21 protein-coding genes are annotated in these 21,848 nt (G+C 48.1%); 17 read left to right on the top strand and 4 right to left on the bottom strand.

The window, feature by feature from the left end:
• Positions 1–11: 11 nt before the first annotated feature.
• From SPTER_RS20100 to SPTER_RS20090, 3 genes are read left to right on the top strand one after another with little or no spacing between them, the layout of a single operon-like run.
• Complete coding sequence (locus tag SPTER_RS20100) at positions 12–149, top strand: arginase family protein (protein WP_170233343.1); 138 nt, start codon at positions 12–14, stop codon at positions 147–149.
• A 24-nt stretch (positions 150–173) separates the two neighbouring features.
• Positions 174–1,850, top strand: a complete 1,677-nt coding sequence (locus SPTER_RS20095) for a M20/M25/M40 family metallo-hydrolase (protein ID WP_211367340.1) — start codon at positions 174–176, stop codon at positions 1,848–1,850.
• Between the two features lie 20 nt (positions 1,851–1,870).
• Positions 1,871–3,082 (top strand): ornithine--oxo-acid transaminase, encoded by a 1,212-nt coding sequence (locus SPTER_RS20090; RefSeq protein WP_342787104.1) that lies wholly within the window; start codon positions 1,871–1,873, stop codon positions 3,080–3,082.
• A 535-nt stretch (positions 3,083–3,617) separates the two neighbouring features.
• Here SPTER_RS20090 and SPTER_RS20085 read toward each other — a convergent pair.
• Together SPTER_RS20085 and SPTER_RS20080 are read right to left on the bottom strand one after the other, a co-directional pair.
• Complete coding sequence (locus SPTER_RS20085) at positions 3,618–5,303, bottom strand: methyl-accepting chemotaxis protein (RefSeq protein WP_144352028.1); 1,686 nt, start codon at positions 5,301–5,303, stop codon at positions 3,618–3,620.
• A gap of 176 nt (positions 5,304–5,479) precedes the next feature.
• Positions 5,480–5,698, bottom strand: coding sequence for a helix-turn-helix domain-containing protein (locus tag SPTER_RS20080; RefSeq protein WP_144352027.1), 219 nt, complete (start codon positions 5,696–5,698; stop codon positions 5,480–5,482).
• 193 nt (positions 5,699–5,891) lie between these two features.
• On the opposite strand from SPTER_RS20080, the gene SPTER_RS20075 reads away from it, so the two are divergent.
• The gene (locus SPTER_RS20075) at positions 5,892–6,194 is read left to right on the top strand and encodes a helix-turn-helix domain-containing protein (RefSeq protein WP_144352026.1); all 303 of its coding nucleotides are present in this window, start codon (positions 5,892–5,894) and stop codon (positions 6,192–6,194) included.
• 346 nt (positions 6,195–6,540) lie between these two features.
• Here SPTER_RS20075 and SPTER_RS20070 read toward each other — a convergent pair whose 3' ends face one another.
• Positions 6,541–7,905, bottom strand: a complete 1,365-nt coding sequence (locus tag SPTER_RS20070; protein WP_144352025.1) for a hypothetical protein — start codon at positions 7,903–7,905, stop codon at positions 6,541–6,543.
• Between the two features lie 467 nt (positions 7,906–8,372).
• Between SPTER_RS20070 and SPTER_RS20065 the strand changes: the two genes are divergently transcribed.
• From SPTER_RS20065 to SPTER_RS20005, 13 genes are all read left to right on the top strand, one after another.
• Complete coding sequence (locus SPTER_RS20065; protein WP_144352024.1) at positions 8,373–9,191, top strand: transporter substrate-binding domain-containing protein; 819 nt, start codon at positions 8,373–8,375, stop codon at positions 9,189–9,191.
• 14 nt (positions 9,192–9,205) lie between these two features.
• A complete protein-coding gene (locus tag SPTER_RS20060) occupies positions 9,206–9,856 on the top strand; it encodes an amino acid ABC transporter permease (protein ID WP_144352023.1) in 651 nt (216 codons plus the stop codon).
• 17 nt (positions 9,857–9,873) lie between these two features.
• The gene (locus SPTER_RS20055; protein WP_170233406.1) at positions 9,874–10,617 is read left to right on the top strand and encodes an amino acid ABC transporter ATP-binding protein; all 744 of its coding nucleotides are present in this window, start codon (positions 9,874–9,876) and stop codon (positions 10,615–10,617) included.
• A gap of 37 nt (positions 10,618–10,654) precedes the next feature.
• On the top strand, positions 10,655–11,800 hold the full coding sequence (locus tag SPTER_RS20050) for a saccharopine dehydrogenase family protein (RefSeq protein WP_144352021.1): 1,146 nt from the start codon (positions 10,655–10,657) through the stop codon (positions 11,798–11,800).
• 35 nt (positions 11,801–11,835) lie between these two features.
• Entirely contained in the window at positions 11,836–12,162 is a 327-nt protein-coding gene (locus SPTER_RS20045; RefSeq protein WP_144352020.1) for a (2Fe-2S)-binding protein, read from the top strand.
• Positions 12,159–13,769, top strand: a complete 1,611-nt coding sequence (locus tag SPTER_RS20040; protein ID WP_144352019.1) for an FAD-dependent oxidoreductase — start codon at positions 12,159–12,161, stop codon at positions 13,767–13,769. Before SPTER_RS20045 ends, SPTER_RS20040 begins: the two co-directional genes overlap by 4 nt.
• A gap of 13 nt (positions 13,770–13,782) precedes the next feature.
• On the top strand, positions 13,783–14,097 hold the full coding sequence (locus SPTER_RS20035) for a (2Fe-2S)-binding protein (protein WP_211367339.1): 315 nt from the start codon (positions 13,783–13,785) through the stop codon (positions 14,095–14,097).
• A 21-nt stretch (positions 14,098–14,118) separates the two neighbouring features.
• The gene (locus tag SPTER_RS20030) at positions 14,119–15,240 is read left to right on the top strand and encodes an NAD(P)/FAD-dependent oxidoreductase (RefSeq protein ID WP_144352018.1); all 1,122 of its coding nucleotides are present in this window, start codon (positions 14,119–14,121) and stop codon (positions 15,238–15,240) included.
• Between the two features lie 67 nt (positions 15,241–15,307).
• Positions 15,308–16,789, top strand: a complete 1,482-nt coding sequence (locus SPTER_RS20025; RefSeq protein WP_144352017.1) for an aldehyde dehydrogenase family protein — start codon at positions 15,308–15,310, stop codon at positions 16,787–16,789.
• Between the two features lie 98 nt (positions 16,790–16,887).
• Positions 16,888–17,643, top strand: a complete 756-nt coding sequence (locus SPTER_RS20020) for a FadR/GntR family transcriptional regulator (RefSeq protein ID WP_144352016.1) — start codon at positions 16,888–16,890, stop codon at positions 17,641–17,643.
• Positions 17,644–17,742: 99 nt separating this feature from the next.
• Positions 17,743–18,954, top strand: a complete 1,212-nt coding sequence (locus tag SPTER_RS20015) for an LL-diaminopimelate aminotransferase (protein WP_211367338.1) — start codon at positions 17,743–17,745, stop codon at positions 18,952–18,954.
• 33 nt (positions 18,955–18,987) lie between these two features.
• Positions 18,988–19,953: a 2-hydroxyacid dehydrogenase gene (locus SPTER_RS20010; protein ID WP_170233342.1), complete on the top strand. Its 966-nt coding sequence runs from the start codon at positions 18,988–18,990 to the stop codon at positions 19,951–19,953.
• A gap of 332 nt (positions 19,954–20,285) precedes the next feature.
• A complete protein-coding gene (locus SPTER_RS20005; protein WP_425474292.1) occupies positions 20,286–20,942 on the top strand; it encodes a L,D-transpeptidase family protein in 657 nt (218 codons plus the stop codon).
• 45 nt (positions 20,943–20,987) lie between these two features.
• On the opposite strand, the gene SPTER_RS20000 is transcribed toward SPTER_RS20005, so the two are convergent.
• Positions 20,988–21,569: a nitroreductase family protein gene (locus SPTER_RS20000; RefSeq protein ID WP_144352013.1), complete on the bottom strand. Its 582-nt coding sequence runs from the start codon at positions 21,567–21,569 to the stop codon at positions 20,988–20,990.
• Positions 21,570–21,848 lie beyond the last annotated feature (279 nt).

Here is a 21,848-nt window from a genome sequence, read left to right as displayed (position 1 = left end):
TTGTCAAAAAAGTGGCGCCGTATGTGGATATGATTGATATTGTGGAAGTCAATCCACTGACAGATTACAATGATATGACGAGCACGGTAGCGGCCAGGCTGGTATTCGATTATATTGTCGCTAATTACTATGCGGCTTGTCAGGCATAAAAGATGAAAGAGAGAAATTGCGGCATGGGAGAAATTGCGCACCAAGCCTGGGTGGGCAGCAGAATGAAAGCAATCACGCTGGAACTGACCCGAATCAACAGTACGGTGGGGACGGCGGGGGAAGTTGCGATTGCCGGGGAAATCTACCGCAAGCTGGGCGAGCTGCCCTATTTTAAAGAGCATCCCGGCCAATTGCGCTTGCTGCCGGTACGTGGTGATGCGTTAGGCAGGCACTGTGTGCTGGCCGTCATAGAAGGCGGCAAAGCACCGCCGCATCAGCCTGTCCGCACTGTTTTGGGGTTAGGGCATATGGACACCGCCGGGATTGACGATTACGGCGAGTTGAAAGAGTATGCCTGCCAGCCCGAGCTTTTGCAGGCGCAAATGAAATCGATTCAATTCAGTAAAGAAAACCGGGAGGATATTGAATCGGCGGAGTGGCTGTTCGGGCGGGGAATTTTTGACATGAAGGCCGGTGTGGCGGCACTGATGGTGATGATCGAATTATTTGCGCAGCGGGCGGAAAAATTGACCGGCAACTTTGTGTTTCTGGGACTGCCGGATGAAGAGGGCGCTTCGGCGGGCATGCTGTCGGCGGTACAAGACCTGGCCGGTCTGGCCCAAAGCAAGCGCTGGGAATTCGTGGCGGCGGTAGATACTGACTACATGACCGGGCGTTATCCCAATGATCCTCATAAATATGTCTATCTTGGAACGGTAGGAAAGCTGCTGCCGTGTTTTTATATTTATGGTGAGGAAACACACGTGGGGGAGGCCTTTAACGGTTTGGACGCCAATTTACTGGCCGCCGGCGTGGTCAATGAGATTGATATGTGTACAGGGATGTGCGACAGCGCGGACGGGGAAGTCACTTTACCGCCGGTCAGCCTGCAGCTCCGGGACCTGAAACCGGAATACTCGGTGCAGACGGTCAATGCAGTTGCCGTATATTTTAACCATTCCACCCATCGCAGCCAGCCGGAAGCAGTCCTGGCTCAATACAAAGAGAAAGCGCAGCAGGCCTTTCAAAAGGTTGCTGACCGTCTTGCCAGAGAGTACCGGCAATATTGCGAACTGGCCGGCATACCGTTTCAGGAACTGCCTTGGCAGGCCAATGTGCTGACTTTTCAAGAACTGTACCAGGCTGTAAAAGCTGAAAAAGGGGCTAGTATTGACGCGCTTATCGGCAAGGTAATTGCCGGGCTGCAGGCGTTAGGGCGGGACGACCGTGAGATTTCTTTAGCAGTGGTGCAGGCAGTGCACAAAAATTATTCGGATCAGAATTCGAAGATCATTGTGTACTTTGCGCCGCCGTACTATCCGCATGTTTATGTGGAAGGGACTGAAGAACGGGAGCAGCAACTGCTGGCGGCGGTCGGCGAGGCTGTAGAAACGGCCAGAAATCAGTTTAACTATGACATTGTGATGAGAAAATTTTATCCCTATATTTCGGATTTGAGCTATTGCAGTCTGCCGCGGGCGCAAGGCAGCCTGGACGGCCTGCAAAACAATATGCCTGCCTGGCAGCGCAGCTATTCGCTGCCGGTGGCGGCTATTCAAAAAATCAGCATGCCGGTTGTCAATATCGGGCCCTATGGCAAGGATGCGCATAAGCTTTCGGAGCGGTTGTCGTGTAGTTATTCTTTTGACGCTATGCCCTTTATTTTGGAAAAGACACTGGAAAAGCTGCTGTTTGGTTAAAACGGAAGAAAGGTGGCGTCATGATGACGATATCGGAAAATATTATTGCCCGTACGGAAAAGCTGGGGGCGAAGAACTATCATCCTTTACCTATTGTGATTACCAAAGCGGAAGGCGTGTGGGTGGAAGATCCGGAGGGAAACCGGTATCTTGATATGCTGAGTTCTTATTCGGCATTGAACCAGGGGCATCGTCATCCCGCCGTCATTCGGGCGCTTAAAGCGCAGGCTGATCAGGTTACGCTGACTTCGCGGGCTTTTCATAATGATAAACTCTGCGTATTTTATGAAAAATTAGCCAGGCTTACCGGAAAAAATATGTTTTTGCCGATGAACACCGGGGCTGAGGCTGTGGAAACGGCTTTAAAAGCAGTACGGCGCTGGGGTTATAAGCACAAGAAAATACCGCTAAACCAGGCGGAGATCATTGTGTGTGAAGGCAACTTCCACGGACGCACGCTTACCATTACCTCGTTTTCTTCCAGTGAAAAATCCAGGCAGGGGTTTGGTCCGTTTACACCCGGTTTCAAAATTATCCCCTACGGGGATGCGGCAGCCTTACAACAGGCGATTACCGCCAATACCGTAGCCTTTCTGGTAGAACCCATTCAGGGGGAAGCCGGCATTATCATACCGCTGCCGGGGTATTTGCAGGCGGTGCGCAAGATTTGTGACGAACACCGGGTTTTGTTGATTGCCGATGAAATTCAGACCGGGTTTGGCCGCACCGGCGCAATGTTTGCCTGCCAGTGGGAAAATGTCGTGCCCGATGTTTATCTGCTGGGCAAGGCCCTGGGCGGCGGGGTGATGCCGATTTCGGCCGTGGCTGCTGACGAAGAGGTATTGGGCGTCTTTGAACCAGGATCGCATGGCTCCACCTTTGGCGGCAATCCGCTGGCGTGCGCGGTGGCCATCGCGGCCTTGGAAGTACTGGAGACAGAACAGTTAGGGGAAAAATCGCTGACCCTGGGCCGGTATTTTGTCAACCGCCTGCGCGAACTGCGAAGCCCGGTGATTCGCGAAGTCCGTGGCAAAGGCTTATTTATTGGCCTGGAATTAACGGAGGAAGCCCGCCCGTTCTGCGAGAGACTCAAAACATTAGGGCTTTTGTGCAAGGAAACACACTCCCGTACCATTAGATTTGCACCGCCGCTAACGATTACGAAAGCGGAACTTGACTGGGCGTATCAGCGAATTGTGCAGGTTTTTGATGCCAGGCTAATTCAGGCTTAGCCGGGGAGAACCGTAGTATTGATAATTAGCGAAAAAAGTAGAGCTTCTGCCAAATATTTCTGTATTTGGCAGAAGCTCTTGCTTTTTCAGGGGAGCAAAATAGCGGCAGGAGCTGTGTGTTTCTTTATATGGACTGGAAAGACGAAGTGGTAAATATACCAACAGGCAAATTGATAAGTATTAATAAACTATTGAATAGCAATAAGTAAACCGTTATAGTTAAGTAAGCTATATTTGGCAATCAGCAGGCCTTAAGATAATTGCTGCCTGCTAAACGGGCTCACGCAAAGTGGGCGGAGAAAGTAAACCAATAGTAAAGGCGCGGCAGGCAGCGTGAAATTTATCTCAGCGATACCCGGCGGGCAACCCGGAAAACTGGAAAACAATTCTCAGGCAACCGATTAGCTGGTCTTGGCGATGTCCTGTTAAAGTAGACAGGAAAACCGGCGCCTGGCGCCAACGAAACAGGGGGGTGTCTTTACCTGCTTTGCAGATAAGACATCCCCTGCTGTTGTTGACGGACGATTCCGGCCGCTTACAATTTGAATTGCCGGACGGCTACCTGCATAGCTTCAGCCAGTTTGGCCAGCGACTGGCTGGCCGAAGCCACTTCCTGCATGGAAGCCGATTGTTCTTCGGTGGCCGCGGAAACCGACTGGGCTTCACCGCTGGCCTGCTTGCTGAGATCATCTATTTTCTTCACCGAATTTACCATCTGCTGGCTGCCTGCCGCCATTTGGTCAATTGCGGCTGCAATTTCCTTGACCTGACCGGATACCTGATTAACCAGCTCATTGATTTGACGGAAGGATGATCCGGCCGTATTGACCACTTCCGTCCCCAGCCTGACTTCATGCGAACCTTGGCTCATCGCCGTGACGGCCTGCTCGGTATCCTGTTGCGTTTCACTGATCAAAGCGGCAATTTGTTTGGCGGCTTCCTCCGACTGCTCGGCTAATTTGCGCACCTCTTCGGCTACGACGGCAAAACCCCGGCCATGCTCGCCGGCGCGGGCCGCCTCAATGGCGGCATTGAGAGCCAGCAGATTGGTCTGGCCGGCGATGCCGGCAATGGTGTCAACAATGGTGCCAATCTCCTGGGACTGTGCGCTCAGCTTGTTTACTGTTCCCGCAACCGCCTGCACCGATTTTTCAATTTCCGCCATTTGGCTGACCGCTTTTGCCACCGCTTCGTCGCCGATTGCCGCCTGTCTGGCGGCTTCGGCGGAGTTTGCCGTCACCTGCGTAGTACTGGCGGCTATTTGCTGCAGGCTGGCGGTTGTCTGTTCGACAACCGCCGCGGTTTCATTGGCGGCGGTCAGCTGTTCTTCAGCGCCGCGGGCGACATCGGTGATGGAGACCGCGATTTGGTTGGCCGCCTGGGCGGACTGGTCGGCGCTGGCTGTCAATTCTTCGGCGGAGGCGGCGACCTGTTCGGCATTGGCGGACACCTGCCGTACCAGATTGCGCAGGTTGTTGATGGCGGTGGCGAAGGAGGCGGCCAATTGACCGACTTCATCTCTGGTTTGCGGTTGAATGGCGATGGTTAAATCGCCGGCGGCCAGTTTTTCCGCGGCCTGAGCCATCTGCTTGACGGGAGCGGCTATGCTGCGGGCCGTAAAAAAGCCAATAGCAATACCCAGTACGCCGGCCACAACAGCCGCCATAACCGAGGCGCTTTGGGCCGCCCTGGCTGAACTGAGGATATTGTCAATCGACTTGTCAATCGCCATATTGCGAAACTCTTTGGCCTCATTAACTTTGTTTTGCATGGCTTTGGCAGCCGGTGTCACCTCATTCAGCATGATCCGGGTAGCTTCGTCGGCATCGCCGGACTGCAGCAGCGGCAGTACTTTATTTTCCACCAGCAGCGAATACTGATCATTGGCCGTTTTGAGTTCGCTTGCCAGCTGTTTGGCCGCCTCTGTGCCTGATTTCTCAATCAGCTCGTTTTCGGCCTGGAGATTTAGTTCTTTTAATTTGTGATATTCGGTCAGCATACTTTCATCGCGGCTGATCCAATATCCTCGCATGGCGGCAACCTGTCCCGTAGCCCTGAGGGCAATGTCATTGCTTAAAGCCAGGCGCGGCAGGTCGGTGGTTTTGAAGCTCTCGCTGGTTTCGGCAATGGCTTTTATTTCGTGGTTCATATAGATAAAGCCAATTGAAGCCACCAGCACCACGGCGATAAAGCTAACTACCATTTTTCCTGTGAGTTTCATTTTATCCATCTCCTTGTATAAATTAGCTGAAAGGCGGGGCAGCGGAGAGCGATGCCTGGCCATCGCCATTATTGCGAAAAACATGCCTTGATGGCATGTTTTTGCGCGGTCTCATCCACTTTATGTCATTCAGCTTGGCAGGTGTATTTGCTTGTTTGGCTTCTTTTAATAAAAACTTAATCTGTCCATAATAAATATTGTCCGGCAGGCTCTTGCGACGCCGGGGTGGGGTTGCCGGCAGGCGAAGCTTCCAGTAAATCGTTTACAGTGACTTCCAGGGCGGCGGCTATCCGCCTGACTGTTTCAATACCGGGGTTGCCGAGCGTTCCTTTTTCGATGCGGGATATGGAGGACTGGGGAACTCTGGCCGCGCGTTCCAAGGCTTGCTGCGACATTTTTTTTTGCTCCCTTAATCGGAAAATGTTATGTCCAAGTTCCAATGCTCTCACGTCCTATGCGTTTAGTCATAATTATTTTATGATTTTGAGCATAAAATGTCAATGCATCTTTGCATAATATTTAATTAAAAAAATCTAGTGTATAATGCAAATAAGCATAATTATTTGATTTATTTAGGCAGGTGATACCTTGGATATTAGTCAAATTATCAAAAGTAACCGGGAAAAACAAAATATGAGTATTAATCTATTGGCGAAAAAGGCCGGTATATCCCAAAGCTCTCTGAGCCGGATTGAAGCCGGGATTAATTCGCCGACATTTGAAGTATTAGAACGTATCGTTACCGCGCTGGGGCTGTCCTTAAGCAATTTTTTCGCCAATGTTCAGCCCGAAATGGAGCCGGATTTAAAGCGGCTTTTCGACACGGTCAAAGTTCTGACGACCGAGCAGCGACAGGCGTTGCAAGTATTTTTGGAGTGCATGAAACATTAGAACCCTAACGGCCAAACAGCTCTTCCGATTACTTCCTTTTTGTCAAAGTGATAGGAAGAGCAGGCTGAAAAACGCGGGGACAGGGAGTGTGTTTTGAAAGTTTGCGAATTATCAGGGCGGAAGTTTGAAATTAAATCAGAACCACAAAAAAAAAATAAAACAAATTCCCTGTCCCCGCGTTTTCCCGCGTTTTCCGGGGCAGCTTAACCGACTATGCCGCAGAACATGATATTGATGAGGGTCTTTTTAAGGCTATTTTTAGAAAACTTGATTTTTCAAGAGTTCAAACTTCTCTTTTTTTTACCCCACCCTAGCTCCTGCTAATGGAGTGAAGCAGATGAGAATTTTATACCAGTAAGCTCCAACAATATGAGAATAGAATGCCAATAAGAAGGTAAACCATACTGAAGGCAAAATTCCACCGGAGCGTAATGTCACTTATTTTGGCGTTTATGAATTTGGCCAGAGTTAGAACAATCCCGCCAAAAGGTGACAGAATATAGGAGATTGATCCACCAAGCGATAAAACTAAAGCCAGGGAAATATTCGAAATCGGTAACTGCAGTGATGTCAGTAGTTTTCCGAGGAGGACAATTGATATAAATGGATGTATTCCCGTTACTGCCATCATAATCATAATAACAGGTACAAGGAGCAGCGACAGAATACCGACTTGGTTTGCGACCTGTTGCAAATAGGGGCGGATTTCCAGTAAAATACCAGAGTGATCTATAGCCCCTGCAAAAGCACCCATTGCTATAAACAAAGCGGCCAGATCAACTGCTTTTAGCACGCCTATATCCCAGTATTGCTTGATAGTTTCTGGCAATTTAGGATCACGCGCGTAATAGGCTGTCCAAATCGCTGATACTATGAAGCCCGCTAATACAATTCTGTTTCCACTCACCCCGATCTGCATTTTTTCGAATAAAACAGTACCGAAAACCAGGCCTAAAACAACAGCAATAATATGGAGAGACTTTCGTTTTGCCTCCGGCATGGGAAGCTTTGAGTCTGAACTTTTGGAGGGCAGTGGTTTTTTAGACAGCGCAGTTTTGCTTTCAAAATAGTACGAAAGCAGCAACCCTATTATGCTTAACAATAGGCCGGGTACAAACAAATCCATCCAGTCGACACCTGTAACCTGTAGTACCAGAAATACATTTATCGCACCGGGTGCCCAGAGTACAACCAATGCATACCCCCGGGATATGGCGGCAGCAGTAAAACGCTCAAAATTTGACACACTGTTTTTTAATACCTGACCAAATAAGGACACCATTACCGGGACGGTGCCAAACAGAAGAAAACTGGCAAATAAATGAGTAAGTAATGTAGTAAAAAGAAAAAGTGAAGATTCTTTAGCAAATGATTGGTTAAGCCAAAATTCGATTACTTCGCTGTAGCGGCCAACCTCAATCGGAATTGTAAAAAGCTGCATTACAATTAAGATGGCAATGACATTGGTCATTGAGATTGTGGTCTGAGCCCATATATTATAAGCGGCCTGGGTATAAACCAGTAACAATACGCCAAGCCCCAGAAAGGTGAGAGTAATTTGTTTAAAACTTTTTGTTTGCAGGGGAAGGGCACTCGCAAGTACAATCAGCGTGTTAAAAAAAAGAAAATGTGACAAGTCTCCGGGAAAGAAAGGCTGTAGTAAATAAATGATGGCAATAACCAATATTGCACATTTACAAAGTAGTTTCATCAGCGAAGTGTCCTCCATGATTTCTCGGTAACAGAGGTATTATTTGGCACCAGTTTACATATTAGTTAATTATATAACTTTTACTATTAAAAACCAAGATATGAATATATGGCATCATAAAAAGAAAATCTATTGACAAAGTTTGCTAATATCTGTATTATAAAATAAATACTTTGTTATCAGGCAATGATGCCCGCCGTTTATTAAATGGCGGGCATTTTTATACTTATTGCCAGTTATAGGTAATGGAATCTTTTATATTAGAGCATTCTCTTACTAGTTTTTTTTACCATATTTGGTCAGACCAATATAGTAACATATTCATACCAGTATCCGAAGTCGTAATCTAACGAGGCTAATTTAAAATAGGGTCTCGTTATTATAAATAGTAAGCGTGATTAAGGGAGGGAGGGACTGATTAAGTAAGACCGATGGTTATAGCGTGATTATGCCTGGAAAATAAAGCAATGGGAGGTTTTATTGTGCGACGAATTCTTGTATTTATTTCACTGGTTGCAATGGTAAGTATGTTGCTTGTTGGTTGTGGTGCCAGTACAACTACTTCAGAAAAACAAGGCGGCCCTGTTTGGTCCAGAATTGAACAGGCAAAAGTTATGAAGGTTGCGTTTGAAGGGACATATCCCCCCTTTAATTATCAAAACGAACAAAAACAATTTGCGGGCTTTGATGTTGATATTTCCAATGAAATTGCTAAACGGTTAGGTGTTAAGGCCGAGTTTATTGCCACCCCGTGGGAAGGCTTAATCGGCGGCTTACAGGCCGATAAATTTGATATTGTTATCGCGCAGATGAGTATTACCGAAGAACGTAAAAAGAGCGTAGATTTCACCGATCCTTATGTAAATACCGGGGGCGTTTTAATTACACGGCAGGATACCAACGATATCAATAAACTTGAGGATATAAAAGATAAAAAAGTAGGCGTAGGTGGCGGAACTACCTTTGAAAAGGTGGCTCGCAGCGTGCAAGGTGCCGATGTGAGAACCTATAAGAGCGCCGGAGAATATTTTACCGATCTGCAAAATAAACGCCTTGATGTCATTATTAATGACAGTATGGTAGCCGCTTACCGTATAAAACAAAACAATCTGCCGTTAAAAACTTCTACAACTTTTGTTAGCAAAGATCTGATCGGCATGGCCGCAAAACAGGGTAACGGCGATTTCGTTGAAAAAGTAAATAAAGCGTTGGCCGAAATAAAGCAAGACGGAACGTATGAACAGTTGTTTATTAAGTGGTTTGGAGTGAAACCGGTTACTGAGTAGATAGGAGGATCCATATGTTACTGGTTATTGATTCATTGCCTATTCTTGCCCAGGCTGCAGTAATAACAGTTTTCCTAGCAATAGTATCAATGGTAATCGGTTTGATTATTGGCCTGTTTGTTGCTCTGGCCAGGATTTCAAAAAATCAGTTGCTCCGTCGTGTGGCAGTGGCTTATGTCTCGATTATCCGCGGTACGCCGTTATTGGTGCAAATTTACGTGGTGTATTATGGCTTGCCACAGATTGGCGTCTCCTTAGAACCTATACCGTCAGGTATATTGGCGCTCAGTATTAATGCCGGTGCGTATCTTTCCGAATCATTCCGCGCTGCGATAGAATCTGTTGATAAAGGTCAAATGGAAGCTTCTTTATCAATTGGCATGACTTATCCACAGGCATTGCGGCGGATTATTCTGCCGCAATGCCTGCGGACAGCATTGCCCACAGTTGGCAATACTTTCATTGGTTTATTGAAAGACACCTCGCTAGTTTCGGTGATTACCGTAACAGAATTACTGCAAAGTGCAACGCTACTCATTGCCAGGACATTCCAGCCGTTAATCCTTTATTTGGAGGTAGGCTTCATTTATTGGGTTTTAAGTACTGGATTTTCAATAATTCAGGATCGCATTGAATTACAGGCAACACGTCATGTAAGAAAATAGGTGGTGAAACAATGGCTATTATTGAGGTATCGGGAATACACAAGAAGTTTGGCAACTCGGAAGTCTTAAAGGATGTCAGTCTTGAGGTGGAGGAAAGCCAGGTTGTTGTTATTATGGGACCAAGCGGTTCCGGCAAATCAACGCTGTTAAGGTGTATGACATTTTTGGAAGAACCAGATGCAGGTGATGTCCGCATCCATGACTGCAAAGTGCAGGCCGGCAGTCCGAGTGGGCACCGTCACAAAGTGATTCATCAGTTAAGGCAAAATACTGGTTTTGTGTTTCAGCATTTTAACTTGTTTCCCCATAAAACAGCTTTGCAAAATGTTATGGAAGGGCCGCTGGTGGTAAAGAAAACTTCTGTCAAAGAGGCCAAGGACTTGGCAGATGAACTGTTGCGTAAAGTGGGATTAGCCGACCGGGCAAATCACTATCCTGCCTTATTGTCCGGCGGCCAGCAACAACGGGTGGCTATTGCCCGGGCTTTAGCAATGCAGCCGAAAGTTATGCTTTATGATGAGCCTACTTCGGCGCTTGATCCGGAATTGGTGCGGGAAGTCCTGCAGGTTATGAAGGGTTTGGCGAGTGAAGGTATGACCATGGTAGTGGTTACTCATGAAATGGCATTCGCCAGGGAAGTGGCCGACAGAGTTGTCTTTATGGACGGCGGCTGTGTCGTGGAAGATGGAACAGCCAAGAAGATTTTTGAAGCCCCGACTGAAGAAAGAACCCGTCAGTTTCTTAATGCGATTGCTATCTAGGACCGCATGAGAATATTCTAAAAATAGAGGTGTAATTATGAAAGCAGTAGTCTTAGGTGCCGGTATGATTGGTTGTATGACGGTCAAGGAACTGGCGAAACATCCCAATATAGAAGCGGTTGTTGTTGTCGACGCCTTCGCCGCAAGTGTAGAAAAGTGTGTGGCCGAAGCAATGAATGCGAAAGTTAAGGGTCAAGTTGCTTCCTTAGATGTCGAAGGAGTCATGGAAAGCATTTTAAAGGAGGCAGATGTTGCAATTGCTGCATTGCCGCATTCTTTGAGCTTGCCGTCCATCCTAGCGGCCATTAAAGCCGGTTGCCACTTGGTTGATTTAGTTGGCTCGCGTTATCCGGAAAAAGCTGAACTGGATAATGCTGCCCGGTCCGCCGGCGTGCTTATTGTTCCAGGGATTGGCGTTGCACCCGGAATTGCCAACGTACTGGCAGGACGGGGGGCGGAAATATTGGACGAAGCCGAGGAAGCCCAGGTTTATTGCGGCGGGATTCCACGGTATCCGTTGCCGCCTTTGTGGTATCAAGTTGTATTCCGTCTGGAAAGTCTTATGGGGCTGTTTACTCGCCCGGCCTTGGCCATGATCGATGGTAAAATGACGCAATTACCGGCTCTGTCCGAGCTGGAAACCTGCTATTTTGCCGAACCAGTCGGTGAATGTGAGGCAGTTATAACCGATGCACACAGCCTGGGCTGCACCATGAAAGGCAAAATTAAGACTGTCTATGAGAAGACAGTCCGGTATAAAGGGCATTATGCGAAAATGAAAGTATTGGCTGAGTTGGGCTTCCTGGCTGAGACCCCGGTTGAGGTTGATGGGGTTATGGTAAGCCCGCGCAAACTGAGTATGGTACTATTAGAACCGCAAATGAAGGGAAAATCCGAAGAGGATATTACGGTGCTAAGAGTAGTTGTTACCGGTAAACGAGCCGGCAAGCCGGTTAGATTACAATGGGAAATGGTCGACTTATATGACCGGGAGCGGCAAATGACTTCGATGGCCAAAACAACAGGTTTTCCGGCAGTCATAATTGCCGAGTGGCTGGCTGAGGGCAAGCTTGCGGAATGCGGGGTTATTGCACCTGAGCAGCTGCTTATTGGTGACCGGTTTGCGCCGTTTATTGCTGAACTGAAGAACAGAGGCATTGAGATTGCCTATTCGGAAGAATAGATTATCTACTGAGCTAACGTTTTGGAGGCTAATCGATGTATCGCATTGAAAATCATCCTATTTTGCCGGAATTTCATAGAGGCAAGCGAGTTGCTTTTTTATTCGATGGGAAAGAATATGAAGGTTTTGAGGGGGAGCCGATTGCCATTGCCCTGCGCGATAACGGCGTAATGGTACACCACTATACTGCCAAACGGGCGGAACCACGCGGCATTTTCTGCGCTATCGGGCGTTGCAACGACTGTGTCATGATTGTTGATGGTGCGCCTAATATAAGGACTTGCGTCACACCCCTGCAGGCGGGAATGAAAGTTGAGACTCAGTACGGAACAAGTAATGAAGGAGTGACCGGGAGGCAATGATTAGATACGAAGTAATCATAATCGGCGCCGGCCCTGCAGGCTTGTCGGCGGCCATTGAAGCCGCTGCCCGCGGCTTAAAAGTTGTCGTATTTGATGAAAACGACAAGCCGGGCGGTCAGTTGTTCAAACAAATCCATAAGTTCTTCGGAGCAAAAGAGCACCAGGCGCGGGAGCGAGGTTTTCGTATTGGGGAAAGGCTGCTGGCCCAAGCGGTTGGCTTGGGGGTAAAAGTTGTCCTGGGTGCGCAGGTTGTCGGCATATTTGACAATAAGCAGATTACGGTGATGATTGATACTCAGATGGAATATTATGTAGGCAACAGTATTGTAATTGCTACCGGGGCGAGTGAAAACGTCATTTCTTTCCCGGGCTGGACTTTGCCGGGCGTAATCGGCGCCGGTGCGGCGCAGACACTAATGAATATTTACGGCTTGCGGCCTGGCAGCAAAGTATTGATGGTAGGGTCAGGCAATGTCGGCGTTGTGGTGGGGTATCAGCTGATTCAGGCCGGCTGCCAGGTTGCCGCCGTTATCGATGCGGCGGCGCATATTGGCGGTTACGGGGTACATGCGGCTAAAATTGCCCGAATGGGGGTGCCTTTTTATCTGTCGCATACCATTGCGCAGGCCCACGGAACGGATCGTGTGTGTGGCGCTACTATTGTGGAGGTTGACCAGGCCTGGCAGCCTGTTCCCGGCAGTGAAAAGTTTTTGGATGTGGATGTAATCTGCTTGGCGGTTGGCTTGTCGCCAATGTCCCAATTGGCGCGGTTGGCAGGCTGCCTGCTGCAGGATCACCCGCATAAGGGTGGTTTGGTACCGGTATGTGATGAATACGGTGAGACTACTGTTAAAGATATTTATGCGGCCGGCGATGTAGCCGGGATCGAAGAGGCCAGCTCAGCCATGCTGCAGGGCCGGATTGCGGGCAATGCTATCGCCTGCCGGCATGGGTATATCAGCCGGACGGAATTTGAGCGGTATCATGCTGAATATAAAACGTCGCTCATGCAATTGCGCGGCGGAACCTTCGGGCACGACGGCGGGGAAAAAACGCAGCCTAAACATACTGCTGAAGGGCAGCCTCTTTCACAGACGCTATTAACCAAAGGTTATCTTGACGAGCGTGAACTGACCGTTTTTCCCGGTATTCCCGGTGAAGCAGCGCGGAAGCAGGGGCTGGTGGCGGTGCTGGAGTGTACGCAGAATATCCCTTGCAATCCCTGTCAGGATGTATGTCCTAAGGGCTGCATTAAAGTTGGCGATAAAATTACCAATTTGCCGGTTATGGTGTCATCTGCCCACTGTTCGGGCTGCGGATTATGTGTCATTTCTTGTCCGGGACAGGCAATCTTTTTGGTAAACGAAACCTATGCGGATAATTTTGCGGCCGTAAGTATTCCTTATGAACTGGTTCCGTTGCCTGTTCCCGGTTCGAAAGGCATGGCTTGTGATCGCTCCGGGGCTGTACTGGCTGAAGCGGAGGTGATTAGTGTTCGCAAAAATGCCAAGAGCGACGGCACCGCGCTGCTGACAATGAAAGTGCCTGGGCAATGGGCGATGCTAGCTCGCTTTTTCAAGCCGGGCGCAGCGCTGCAAGAAGGGTGAAGGGGTGATGGGTGTGATTAAGCGGACAGCTACCGGTAAAGCCTTTATTGATCAACCTGATGATTCTTTGGTTATCTGTCGCTGCGAAGAGGTTACCAAAGGCGAAATTCGCCGGGCTGTGTATGAAGGTATGATGACAATGAACGAGGTCAAACGGTACTTAAGACCCGGTATGGGGCTCTGCCAGGGGCAGAGCTGCAGCCGTAAGGTGCGTGACATTATCGCCGCAGAGCTATGTGTGCCACGGGAGAAAATAGAACTTTCGACAGCCCGTAACCCTATACGCTCAGTACCTATGAGCGTTTATGCCAATGACAAAGCATTCTAAAAGAAGGTGACCGAAGGCTACATGAACAAACCAGATGTAATTATTGTCGGCGGTGGTGTAATCGGCTGCGCGGCGGCATATTATTTGCAAAACAAAGGCACCCAGGTACTGCTGCTGGAAAGAAACGAAATTGGTGACGGCGGTTCAAGCCGCAATGGCGGCGGTGTCCGGCAGTCTGCCCGGGATATCCGGGAGCTTCCCCTGGCTATGTATGCCGTGCGTAATATGTGGCCTGGACTTGCTGATGAACTGGGTGTCGATATTGAGTATTGCCAGCAGGGAAATTTGCGTTTGGGAAAAACCGCAGAGCATCAACAGGTTTTGCAGCAATTGGTTGAACAGGGACGGGCGGCAGGTCTGGATATGGTGATGTTGTCTGCCGCACAAGTTAAGGAAATATGTCCGTATGTTGCCGAGGCGGTAACATATGCCAGCTATTGTCCGACCGACGGGCACGCTAATCCGCTTCGCACCACGCTGGCCTTCTATAAGAAGGCCCGGGAACTGGGCGCCGAGGTTATTACCGGTGAGCAAGTGCAATCCTTGCTTCTGTATAAGGGAAAGGTGACTGGAGTCGTTACGGACCAGGGGCGGTATGAAGCCGGTGCGGTCATAATTGCCGCCGGCTTAGATTCCCGGCCTATTATTAACTCTGTTGGCGTCGACGTACCTTTGCAAACTTCGTTGATCGAATGCCTGGTAAGTGATGCCCAGCCGCCAATGTTTCCACAGATGATCGGTACGGCGCCGGCTGATTTTTATGGGCATCAAACAAGCCATGGCTCCTTTGTCTTTGGCGGTTCCAGCGGACTTGAGCCGTATTATGCCAACGCAGAGCAGCCGGTTAGCCGGCCGCTGACTCCCCCTGCTATTTGCCGGGCGGTTCTTAATTACTTTCCCGTATTGGGGCGTGCCCGTATTGTTCGCACCTGGTCAGGATTTTTGGATAAGACGCCTGATCTCCTGCCAGTCATTAGCAAGGTGACTGACCTGCCTGGCTTGATTTTGGCTTGCGGTTTTAGTGGCCACGGTTTCGGTATTGCCCCGGTAGTAGGCAAACTGCTGAGTGAACTGGCGGCTGACGAGCAACCGACATTGCCTTTAGAGTTTTTTGCGCATGACCGGTTTAAACCCCGGCTGTAAATGCGATTGTCTTAAGCAACTATGTAGTTTAGACGAGAAATATATCTTAGACAAGGAGACTAAAGAATTGGAAATTATTAAGAATTATATTAACGGCCTGTGGGTAGAGTCTGTTACAGCAAGAACATTTACGAGCACCAATCCTGCAACCGGCGAGGTTGTTGGCCTTGTTACTTTGTCTGGACCAGAGGATGTGAGGCAAGCGGTTGATGCCGCCGCTGCCGCCTTTAACACCTGGAGAAAAGTCCCGGCGCCTGAACGGGCTGAGATTATTATGAATATCAGCAATAAGCTTAGCGAACATAAAGAAGAACTGGCACAATTACTAACCACTGAGATGGGGAAGGTTTTGCATGAGGCGCGGGGCGATGTTCAGGAAGCCATTGATATAGCCGCTTATATGGCCGGTGAAGGACGACGTTTGTTTGGTTTCACTACACCGTCCGAGCTAAAAAATAAATTTTGCCTGACTATGCGTGATCCGGTAGGGGTTATTGCGGCAATTTCGGCCTGGAACTTTCCTGTTGCCATACCTGCCTGGAAAATAATGCCGGCACTCATCGCCGGCAATACTGTAGTTTTCAAACCAGCCAGCGAGGCAGCGGCCGTTGGTGCCGCTTTTGTAAAGATTCTGGCAGCGGCCGGGGTTCCGGCAGGGGTAGTCAACCTGGTAATCGGTTCAGGCTCAGAGGTTGGTAATGCCATTGTTGATAACCCGAAAGTTAAAGCAATTTCCTTTACTGGATCGACTGCCACCGGTACTGGTTTATATGCACGGGCGGCAGCTCTGAACAAACGGGTGTCACTGGAAATGGGCGGCAAAAATGCCATTATTGTTATGAATGATGCTGATTTGGATCTGGCAGTTGACGGCATTGTATGGAGCGCTTACGGTACTACAGGGCAAAGATGCACAGCATGCAGCCGGGTTATTGTCCATAAAGACGTCAAAGAAGAATTAGTTAAGAAACTGGTTGTCCGTATCAAAGAACTCAAAATTGGCAATGGGTTAGATGCATCCGTGGATGTCGGACCGGTAATTAACAAAGGCCAGCTGGAGAAGATCCATGAATACGTACAGATTGGTGTGGCTGAAGGCGCTAAATTAGTGGCCGGCGGTCAAATAACGGCCATAAGTTCATTGCCTGGCGGAAGCTTCTACCTGCCGACACTGTTTGACGGTGTAAGCCGAAACATGCGTATAGCCCAGGAGGAAATTTTTGGCCCTGTTTTATCGGTAATTACCATAGACAGCCTGGAAGAGGCAATCGACGTCAATAACGATACTGCTTTTGGCCTGTCGAGTTCCATTTATACCGCCAATATCAATGCCGCCTTTACGGCCATGCGTGAACTGACTACCGGTATTGTGTATATTAATGCTGGAACAACGGGTGCTGAAGTGCATTTGCCATTTGGCGGGACACGTGGTACAGGCAATGGACATCGTGAAGTGGCCAATGCTGCTTTTGAATTCTGTACAGAGTGGAAATCGGTATATGTGGATTATAGCGGCAAGCTGCAACGGGCCCAGATCGATAATCGTTAAGGCTGCCCATCATCTCTTGCAAGATAATATATTTTGTATAGTTTATTTTTAATAAATAAAGTATAATTTTACTGAATATATTTGGGAGATGAGATACATTGGAAATAACACAGCGCAAAAAAACACGGTTATATCGTGATATTGTAGCCCAAATCCGGCAATTAATCCAAGACGGATCATTGGCCCCAGGGGATCAATTACTGCCAGAGCGCCAATTGGCCGAGAAATTGGGGGTTAGCCGGTCGGCGTTGCGGGAGGCACTTACGGTACTGGATTCAATGGGACTTATTGATATTACCCCGGGGGGCGGCGCTTGTATAAAAAAGGTTGGCATTGAGAGTATGGTCGAGCCTTTAGCCGCTATTATGCTGAAAGAGAAGGAAAGTGTGTTCGAACTACTGGAAACCAGACGGATTTTGGAGATCGAAATTGCCAAATTAGCGGCGGTACGGGCGAGTAAGTCTGATTTATACCAGATCAGAGAAGCTGCAATGGAGATGAATAATGATATCCTTAACGCCAGAGATACGGGAGAGTCGGACGTAAATTTCCATTTATCAATTGCCAGGGCCAGCCAAAATACCATTTTATACAATATCATGCAAATGATTTCCGGGTTAATGCGGGAGGGTTACGGTCCAAGCCGAAGAGAATTGTTGCGCGGGCCGATAGAAGAACAAAGATACTGGAGCGATCATAATTTCCTTATACTGGATGCGATTCAAAATCGTGATCCAGATCGGGCAGCCGAGCTGATAAAAGAGCACATACAAAAAGCGGAAGTAGAGTTAAGATGCTATTTTGATGAAGTAGATTCAGGTTCCAATAAGCAAGGAAGTCTGGAAAAGGAATAAGGTTGACTAATGCAATACAAGGGTTGCTTTTGCCGCTTGTGGTTGAACTTGGTCTGACCAAAAATATGCCAATATTGACTTTTGGCAGAGTATTAAAATATGGCTGGGGATAAGAGTGGAGTGGTGGGGATTATGTTAATAGAGACGGCTCAACGTATTGACACTTTGCCCGAGTACTTGTTTGCTAAGCTTGATAAAATAGTTGCCCGGAAAAAGGAGCAGGGTATAGATATTATTAATTTGGGAATTGGGGATCCGGATCAGCCCACTCCCGAGCATATCATTGAAGAGCTATATAAAGAAGCAAAAAATCCGGCTAATCACAGGTATTCTTCCTCTATAGGGATATTGCCTTATCGGCAAGCTGTTTCCCAGTGGTACGCTGACCGTTTTGGTGTCCGGTTGGACGCCAAAACGCAAGTTGCGTCTGTAATTGGCTCAAAAGAGGGGATTTTTCACATTTCCTGGAGTTTTCTAAATCCGGGGGATGTGGTACTGCTTTGCGATATTCATTACCCCGTATACCGGATTGGGGCATTAATGGCGGGAGCAGTGCCCTATTATATGCCTGTTAATGAAAGAAACAACTATTTACCTGATCTTGGTAGTATTCCTGCTGATATAGCCAAAAAGGCTAAGCTGCTGTTTGTTAATTATCCCAATAATCCAACCGGCGCCATCGCTGGCGAGACCTTTTTCCATGAGCTGATTGCATTTGCGCGGGATAATAATATTATCGTATGTCATGACGGTGCCTATTCGGAAATATATTTTGACGATTATCGACCACCTAGTTTTCTTCAATTCCCCGGTGCAAAAGAGGTGGGAGTGGAGTTTAGCTCTGTTTCAAAAGCGTACAATATGACTGGCTGGCGGAGCGGTTGGATAGCCGGTAATGCTGAGGTTGTGGAGGCGCTCACCAGGCTTAAAAGCAACATAGACACCGGGCAGTTTCAGGCTATCCAGTATGCTGCAATTGCTGGGCTTAACACGCCGCCTGCTTATGGGCAGTCGTTGCGGAATTTGTATCAGGAACGACGTGATCTTGTTGTTGACGGGCTTAACCGGTTAGGTTGGAAACTTGAAAAACCAAAGGCGGCTTTTTACCTCTGGGCACCGGTACCGACCGGCTACACAGCGCTGTCCTTTTCTGAGATGGTTCTTGACAAGGCCGGGGTTGTGGTCACCCCGGGAACAGGATATGGTCAAGGCGGGGAAGGATTTTTCAGGATTTCACTTACAACGCCGACAAACCGCATCCTTGAAGCCATCAGTAGGATAAGCCGTAATATTGATAAAGCTGTCTTTTAGGAGGAGCCAATGATGTCATTTATTGCTAGTGTAATGCCAAAATGGCGATTCGAAGCGGCGAAAACTGAAATACCCAGCGACTGGAATGTCAAATTTATCGATTTTACCGACAATGAAGAGTTTATTGCCGCCTGCCGGGGGGCGGAATGCTTGCTGGTGCCGGCTGCTATTCAAAATGTTAATGCCACTGTCCTGGAAAATATTTCTAATATTAAACTTATCCAGTCCGCGGGGGCCGGCTATGACGGTATAGATGTTAAAGCCGCAAACCGCTTAGGTATCCAGGTTGCCAACGTGCCTGGGCAGAATGCGCATACCGTAGCAGAATATACAATTGGATTGATAATTGCATTACAACGCAGCCTGATCATTGCTGACCGGGGAACAAAAGGCGGATATTACACAAAAGTTAGGCAGCAATTATTTCAGAAAGGCTTGACTGAGATAGCAGGCAGTTCTGTCGGCTTAATCGGTATGGGCTCAATCAGCGTTGAGGCAGCAAAAATTCTTGTATGTCTTGGGGCTTCCGTCAGTTATTACGACCATACCCGTAAGCCTGAAGCTATGGAGGCTAAATTGGGCATTCACTATAAGCCATTAGAACGCTTACTGTCTGACAGTGATGTTGTTAGCCTGCATATCCCGTTGACCGAAGAAACCAGAGGGATTATTGGTCACCGCGAATTGAGGCTGATGAAACCTAATTGTCTACTTATTAACACCGCCCGGGGTGAAGTTGTCGATCAGCCAGCGCTAGCAGAGGCCTTGGAAGCAGGTTGGATTGCTGGGGCTGCAATTGATGTTATGGCGCCTGAGCCACCGGCGGCAACACATCCTTTATTGCAGCTATCGCCGCTTGCTCAGGACAGGCTGCTGATAACTCCGCATATAGCCGGCGTTACCGTTAGCAGTTTCCGGATGATGCTTGGTAAAGCCCTGGAAAACATTCAGCGAGTTTTTGCCGGTAAACGGCCCGAAAACATTGTAAATGGTCTATAACCTGCAAATTTTAGAACCATGTTTGACCCGAAAAAGCTCCAGCCAAATTAATTTTGGCTGGAGCTTTTGGCTGGTGCGCCCAGCATGGGCCTGCCCGAGCCGCACGGGCGCATCTTTCGATGCATACGGCTCTATTCCCGGTTAAGCTTTCGTTTAGCAGAGTTGGATAGATTCATAGCCCTGCTTATAAAGTATCGCGAATTTAGATTTTTTCTTGCGTAATTTGCTTCCCTACAGCATATGTTTTTTTAAATAAACTACTTTACTGGGATGTGAATTGCATGAAAAGCCTCTTTATCAGAAAGCCCCCCAAGCTTCTTTCTGTAGTAACGGTGCTGATCATAAGCCTCATGGTAGGGATCATCACCTTTAATCAATGGGATGAGAGGGAATTAGCCGCCATCCCTAACCAGCCGACAGAGGCGCCGAAGGGGCAGATTTCGATCACGATTAAGATACCGTCGCGCACATTGGAAATATATGAGAATAATAAGGTGTATAAGCAGTACCGGATCGCGGTGGGCAAAAGTGAAACCCCCTCGCCGGTTGGGGAGTGGGTGGTCATTTGGAAATCCTACAGGGCCGGTGATATCTTTGGCACCCGCTTTCTCGCCCTCAACGTCCCGTGGGGAGGTTATGGCATACACGGCACAAATCAGCCCTGGAGCATTGGCTGTTATGCCAGCCATGGGTGCATTCGCATGCGGAATAAAGATGTTGAGGAACTTTATGAGTGGGTTCCGGTTGGTACGCCAGTACGCATCGAAGGTCACGCTGTTTCGATCCAGCGCCAGTTAAAGGTAAATTTGATGGGGCCTGATGTTGTAAAACTGCAGGTCAAGCTAAGAGATCTTGGCTATTTAGAAGAACGGGCGGATGGTTTTTTTAATAAGGAAACAGAGACAGCCGTTAAACGATTCCAGTATGATAACGGGCTTAAAGCTACAGGGGTGGTGGATAAAAAGACATTGAGTCTAATGGGGTTTTAGAAAAAATTCTCATTACTGCAGCTCCCTGCAACTGGCCCCGGCCTGTCAGTAAATAATATTAATTACATTTTTGCGGGGAGCGGCGGCTTGGGGCTCAGCGGCGGCATAGCCCATAACAACTGAGCCGTACACAATATGATTGCCAGGTACGTCTAATTCTGTTAACAATTCCCGTATCAGCGGCATATGCGTGAGACCTGGCAGCTGGTTTAACCAACAGGAGCCAATGCCCAGCGAATGAGCCGCCAGCATCATATTGCCAATGGCCAGCGCCGAATCGGGCATAGAGTTGCCGTCGTCTTTTAGATTAGAAACAAGGATAAAGGTAGGGGCCTTATATAAAAAATCAGCATTAGCAGTTTTAGCCTTTTCAATTAGGCTCACAATATAGGGATGGGTTGCCGCCACTATGGGAATGGATAACAGCGCTTGGCCGATTGTGGCATTGACTTTTTTCAGCACAGCCGGATTTTGTATCGCCGTAAACCGCCAGGTTTGCCGTCCCATCCCGTTAGGGGCATAACTTCCGGCCATGAGAATGGTATGCAGATGTTCTTTGGCTAGTTGTTCGTTTGTAAAAGCACGGACACTTCTCCGGGTAAAGATATTCGCCAAGGCAGCATTCATATTTTTCCACCTTTATTGTTTTTTTACTGTTCCCTGCAAAATAATAATAATAGTATTCGCTACCATTCCTGTGTCTATTAATCTTATAGGCGGCCCATGGTTATAAACAAAATAGGCAAAAAAACAAGGCAGCGCCTGCTTGGCAGGCTGTCTGCGGCCTAAAGACAGCCAAGGGGAAGAGGACGATGGAAAAAACAATAAGAATAATATAAAAAATAAGAATTTACTATTTACATTTAAATTGGGGCGTGGGATAATATTCTTATAACATAGGATGTA

The sequence above is a fragment of the Sporomusa termitida genome (assembly GCF_007641255.1).
GTDB lineage: Bacteria > Bacillota > Negativicutes > Sporomusales > Sporomusaceae > Sporomusa > Sporomusa termitida.
Note: the sequence above shows the minus strand (reverse complement) of the source record. Positions and strands in the feature narration are given on the sequence as shown.

Excerpts from the sequence above, each read along its gene's own strand:
- SPTER_RS20010 (WP_170233342.1), top strand. The coding sequence starts at position 18,988 with ATGCCAAAATGGCGATTCGAAGCGGCGAAAACTGAAATACCCAGCGAC.
- SPTER_RS20060 (WP_144352023.1), top strand. The coding sequence starts at position 9,206 with ATGTTACTGGTTATTGATTCATTGCCTATTCTTGCCCAGGCTGCAGTA.
- SPTER_RS20080 (WP_144352027.1), bottom strand. The coding sequence starts at position 5,698 with ATGTCGCAGCAAGCCTTGGAACGCGCGGCCAGAGTTCCCCAGTCCTCC.
- SPTER_RS20040 (WP_144352019.1), top strand. The coding sequence starts at position 12,159 with ATGATTAGATACGAAGTAATCATAATCGGCGCCGGCCCTGCAGGCTTG.
- SPTER_RS20070 (WP_144352025.1), bottom strand. The coding sequence starts at position 7,905 with ATGAAACTACTTTGTAAATGTGCAATATTGGTTATTGCCATCATTTAT.
- SPTER_RS20065 (WP_144352024.1), top strand. The coding sequence starts at position 8,373 with ATGGGAGGTTTTATTGTGCGACGAATTCTTGTATTTATTTCACTGGTT.
- SPTER_RS20000 (WP_144352013.1), bottom strand. The coding sequence starts at position 21,569 with ATGAATGCTGCCTTGGCGAATATCTTTACCCGGAGAAGTGTCCGTGCT.
- SPTER_RS20015 (WP_211367338.1), top strand. The coding sequence starts at position 17,743 with ATGGCTGGGGATAAGAGTGGAGTGGTGGGGATTATGTTAATAGAGACG.
- SPTER_RS20050 (WP_144352021.1), top strand. The coding sequence starts at position 10,655 with ATGAAAGCAGTAGTCTTAGGTGCCGGTATGATTGGTTGTATGACGGTC.
- SPTER_RS20090 (WP_342787104.1), top strand. The coding sequence starts at position 1,871 with ATGATGACGATATCGGAAAATATTATTGCCCGTACGGAAAAGCTGGGG.
- SPTER_RS20085 (WP_144352028.1), bottom strand. The coding sequence starts at position 5,303 with ATGAAACTCACAGGAAAAATGGTAGTTAGCTTTATCGCCGTGGTGCTG.
- SPTER_RS20030 (WP_144352018.1), top strand. The coding sequence starts at position 14,119 with ATGAACAAACCAGATGTAATTATTGTCGGCGGTGGTGTAATCGGCTGC.
- SPTER_RS20045 (WP_144352020.1), top strand. The coding sequence starts at position 11,836 with ATGTATCGCATTGAAAATCATCCTATTTTGCCGGAATTTCATAGAGGC.
- SPTER_RS20095 (WP_211367340.1), top strand. The coding sequence starts at position 174 with ATGGGAGAAATTGCGCACCAAGCCTGGGTGGGCAGCAGAATGAAAGCA.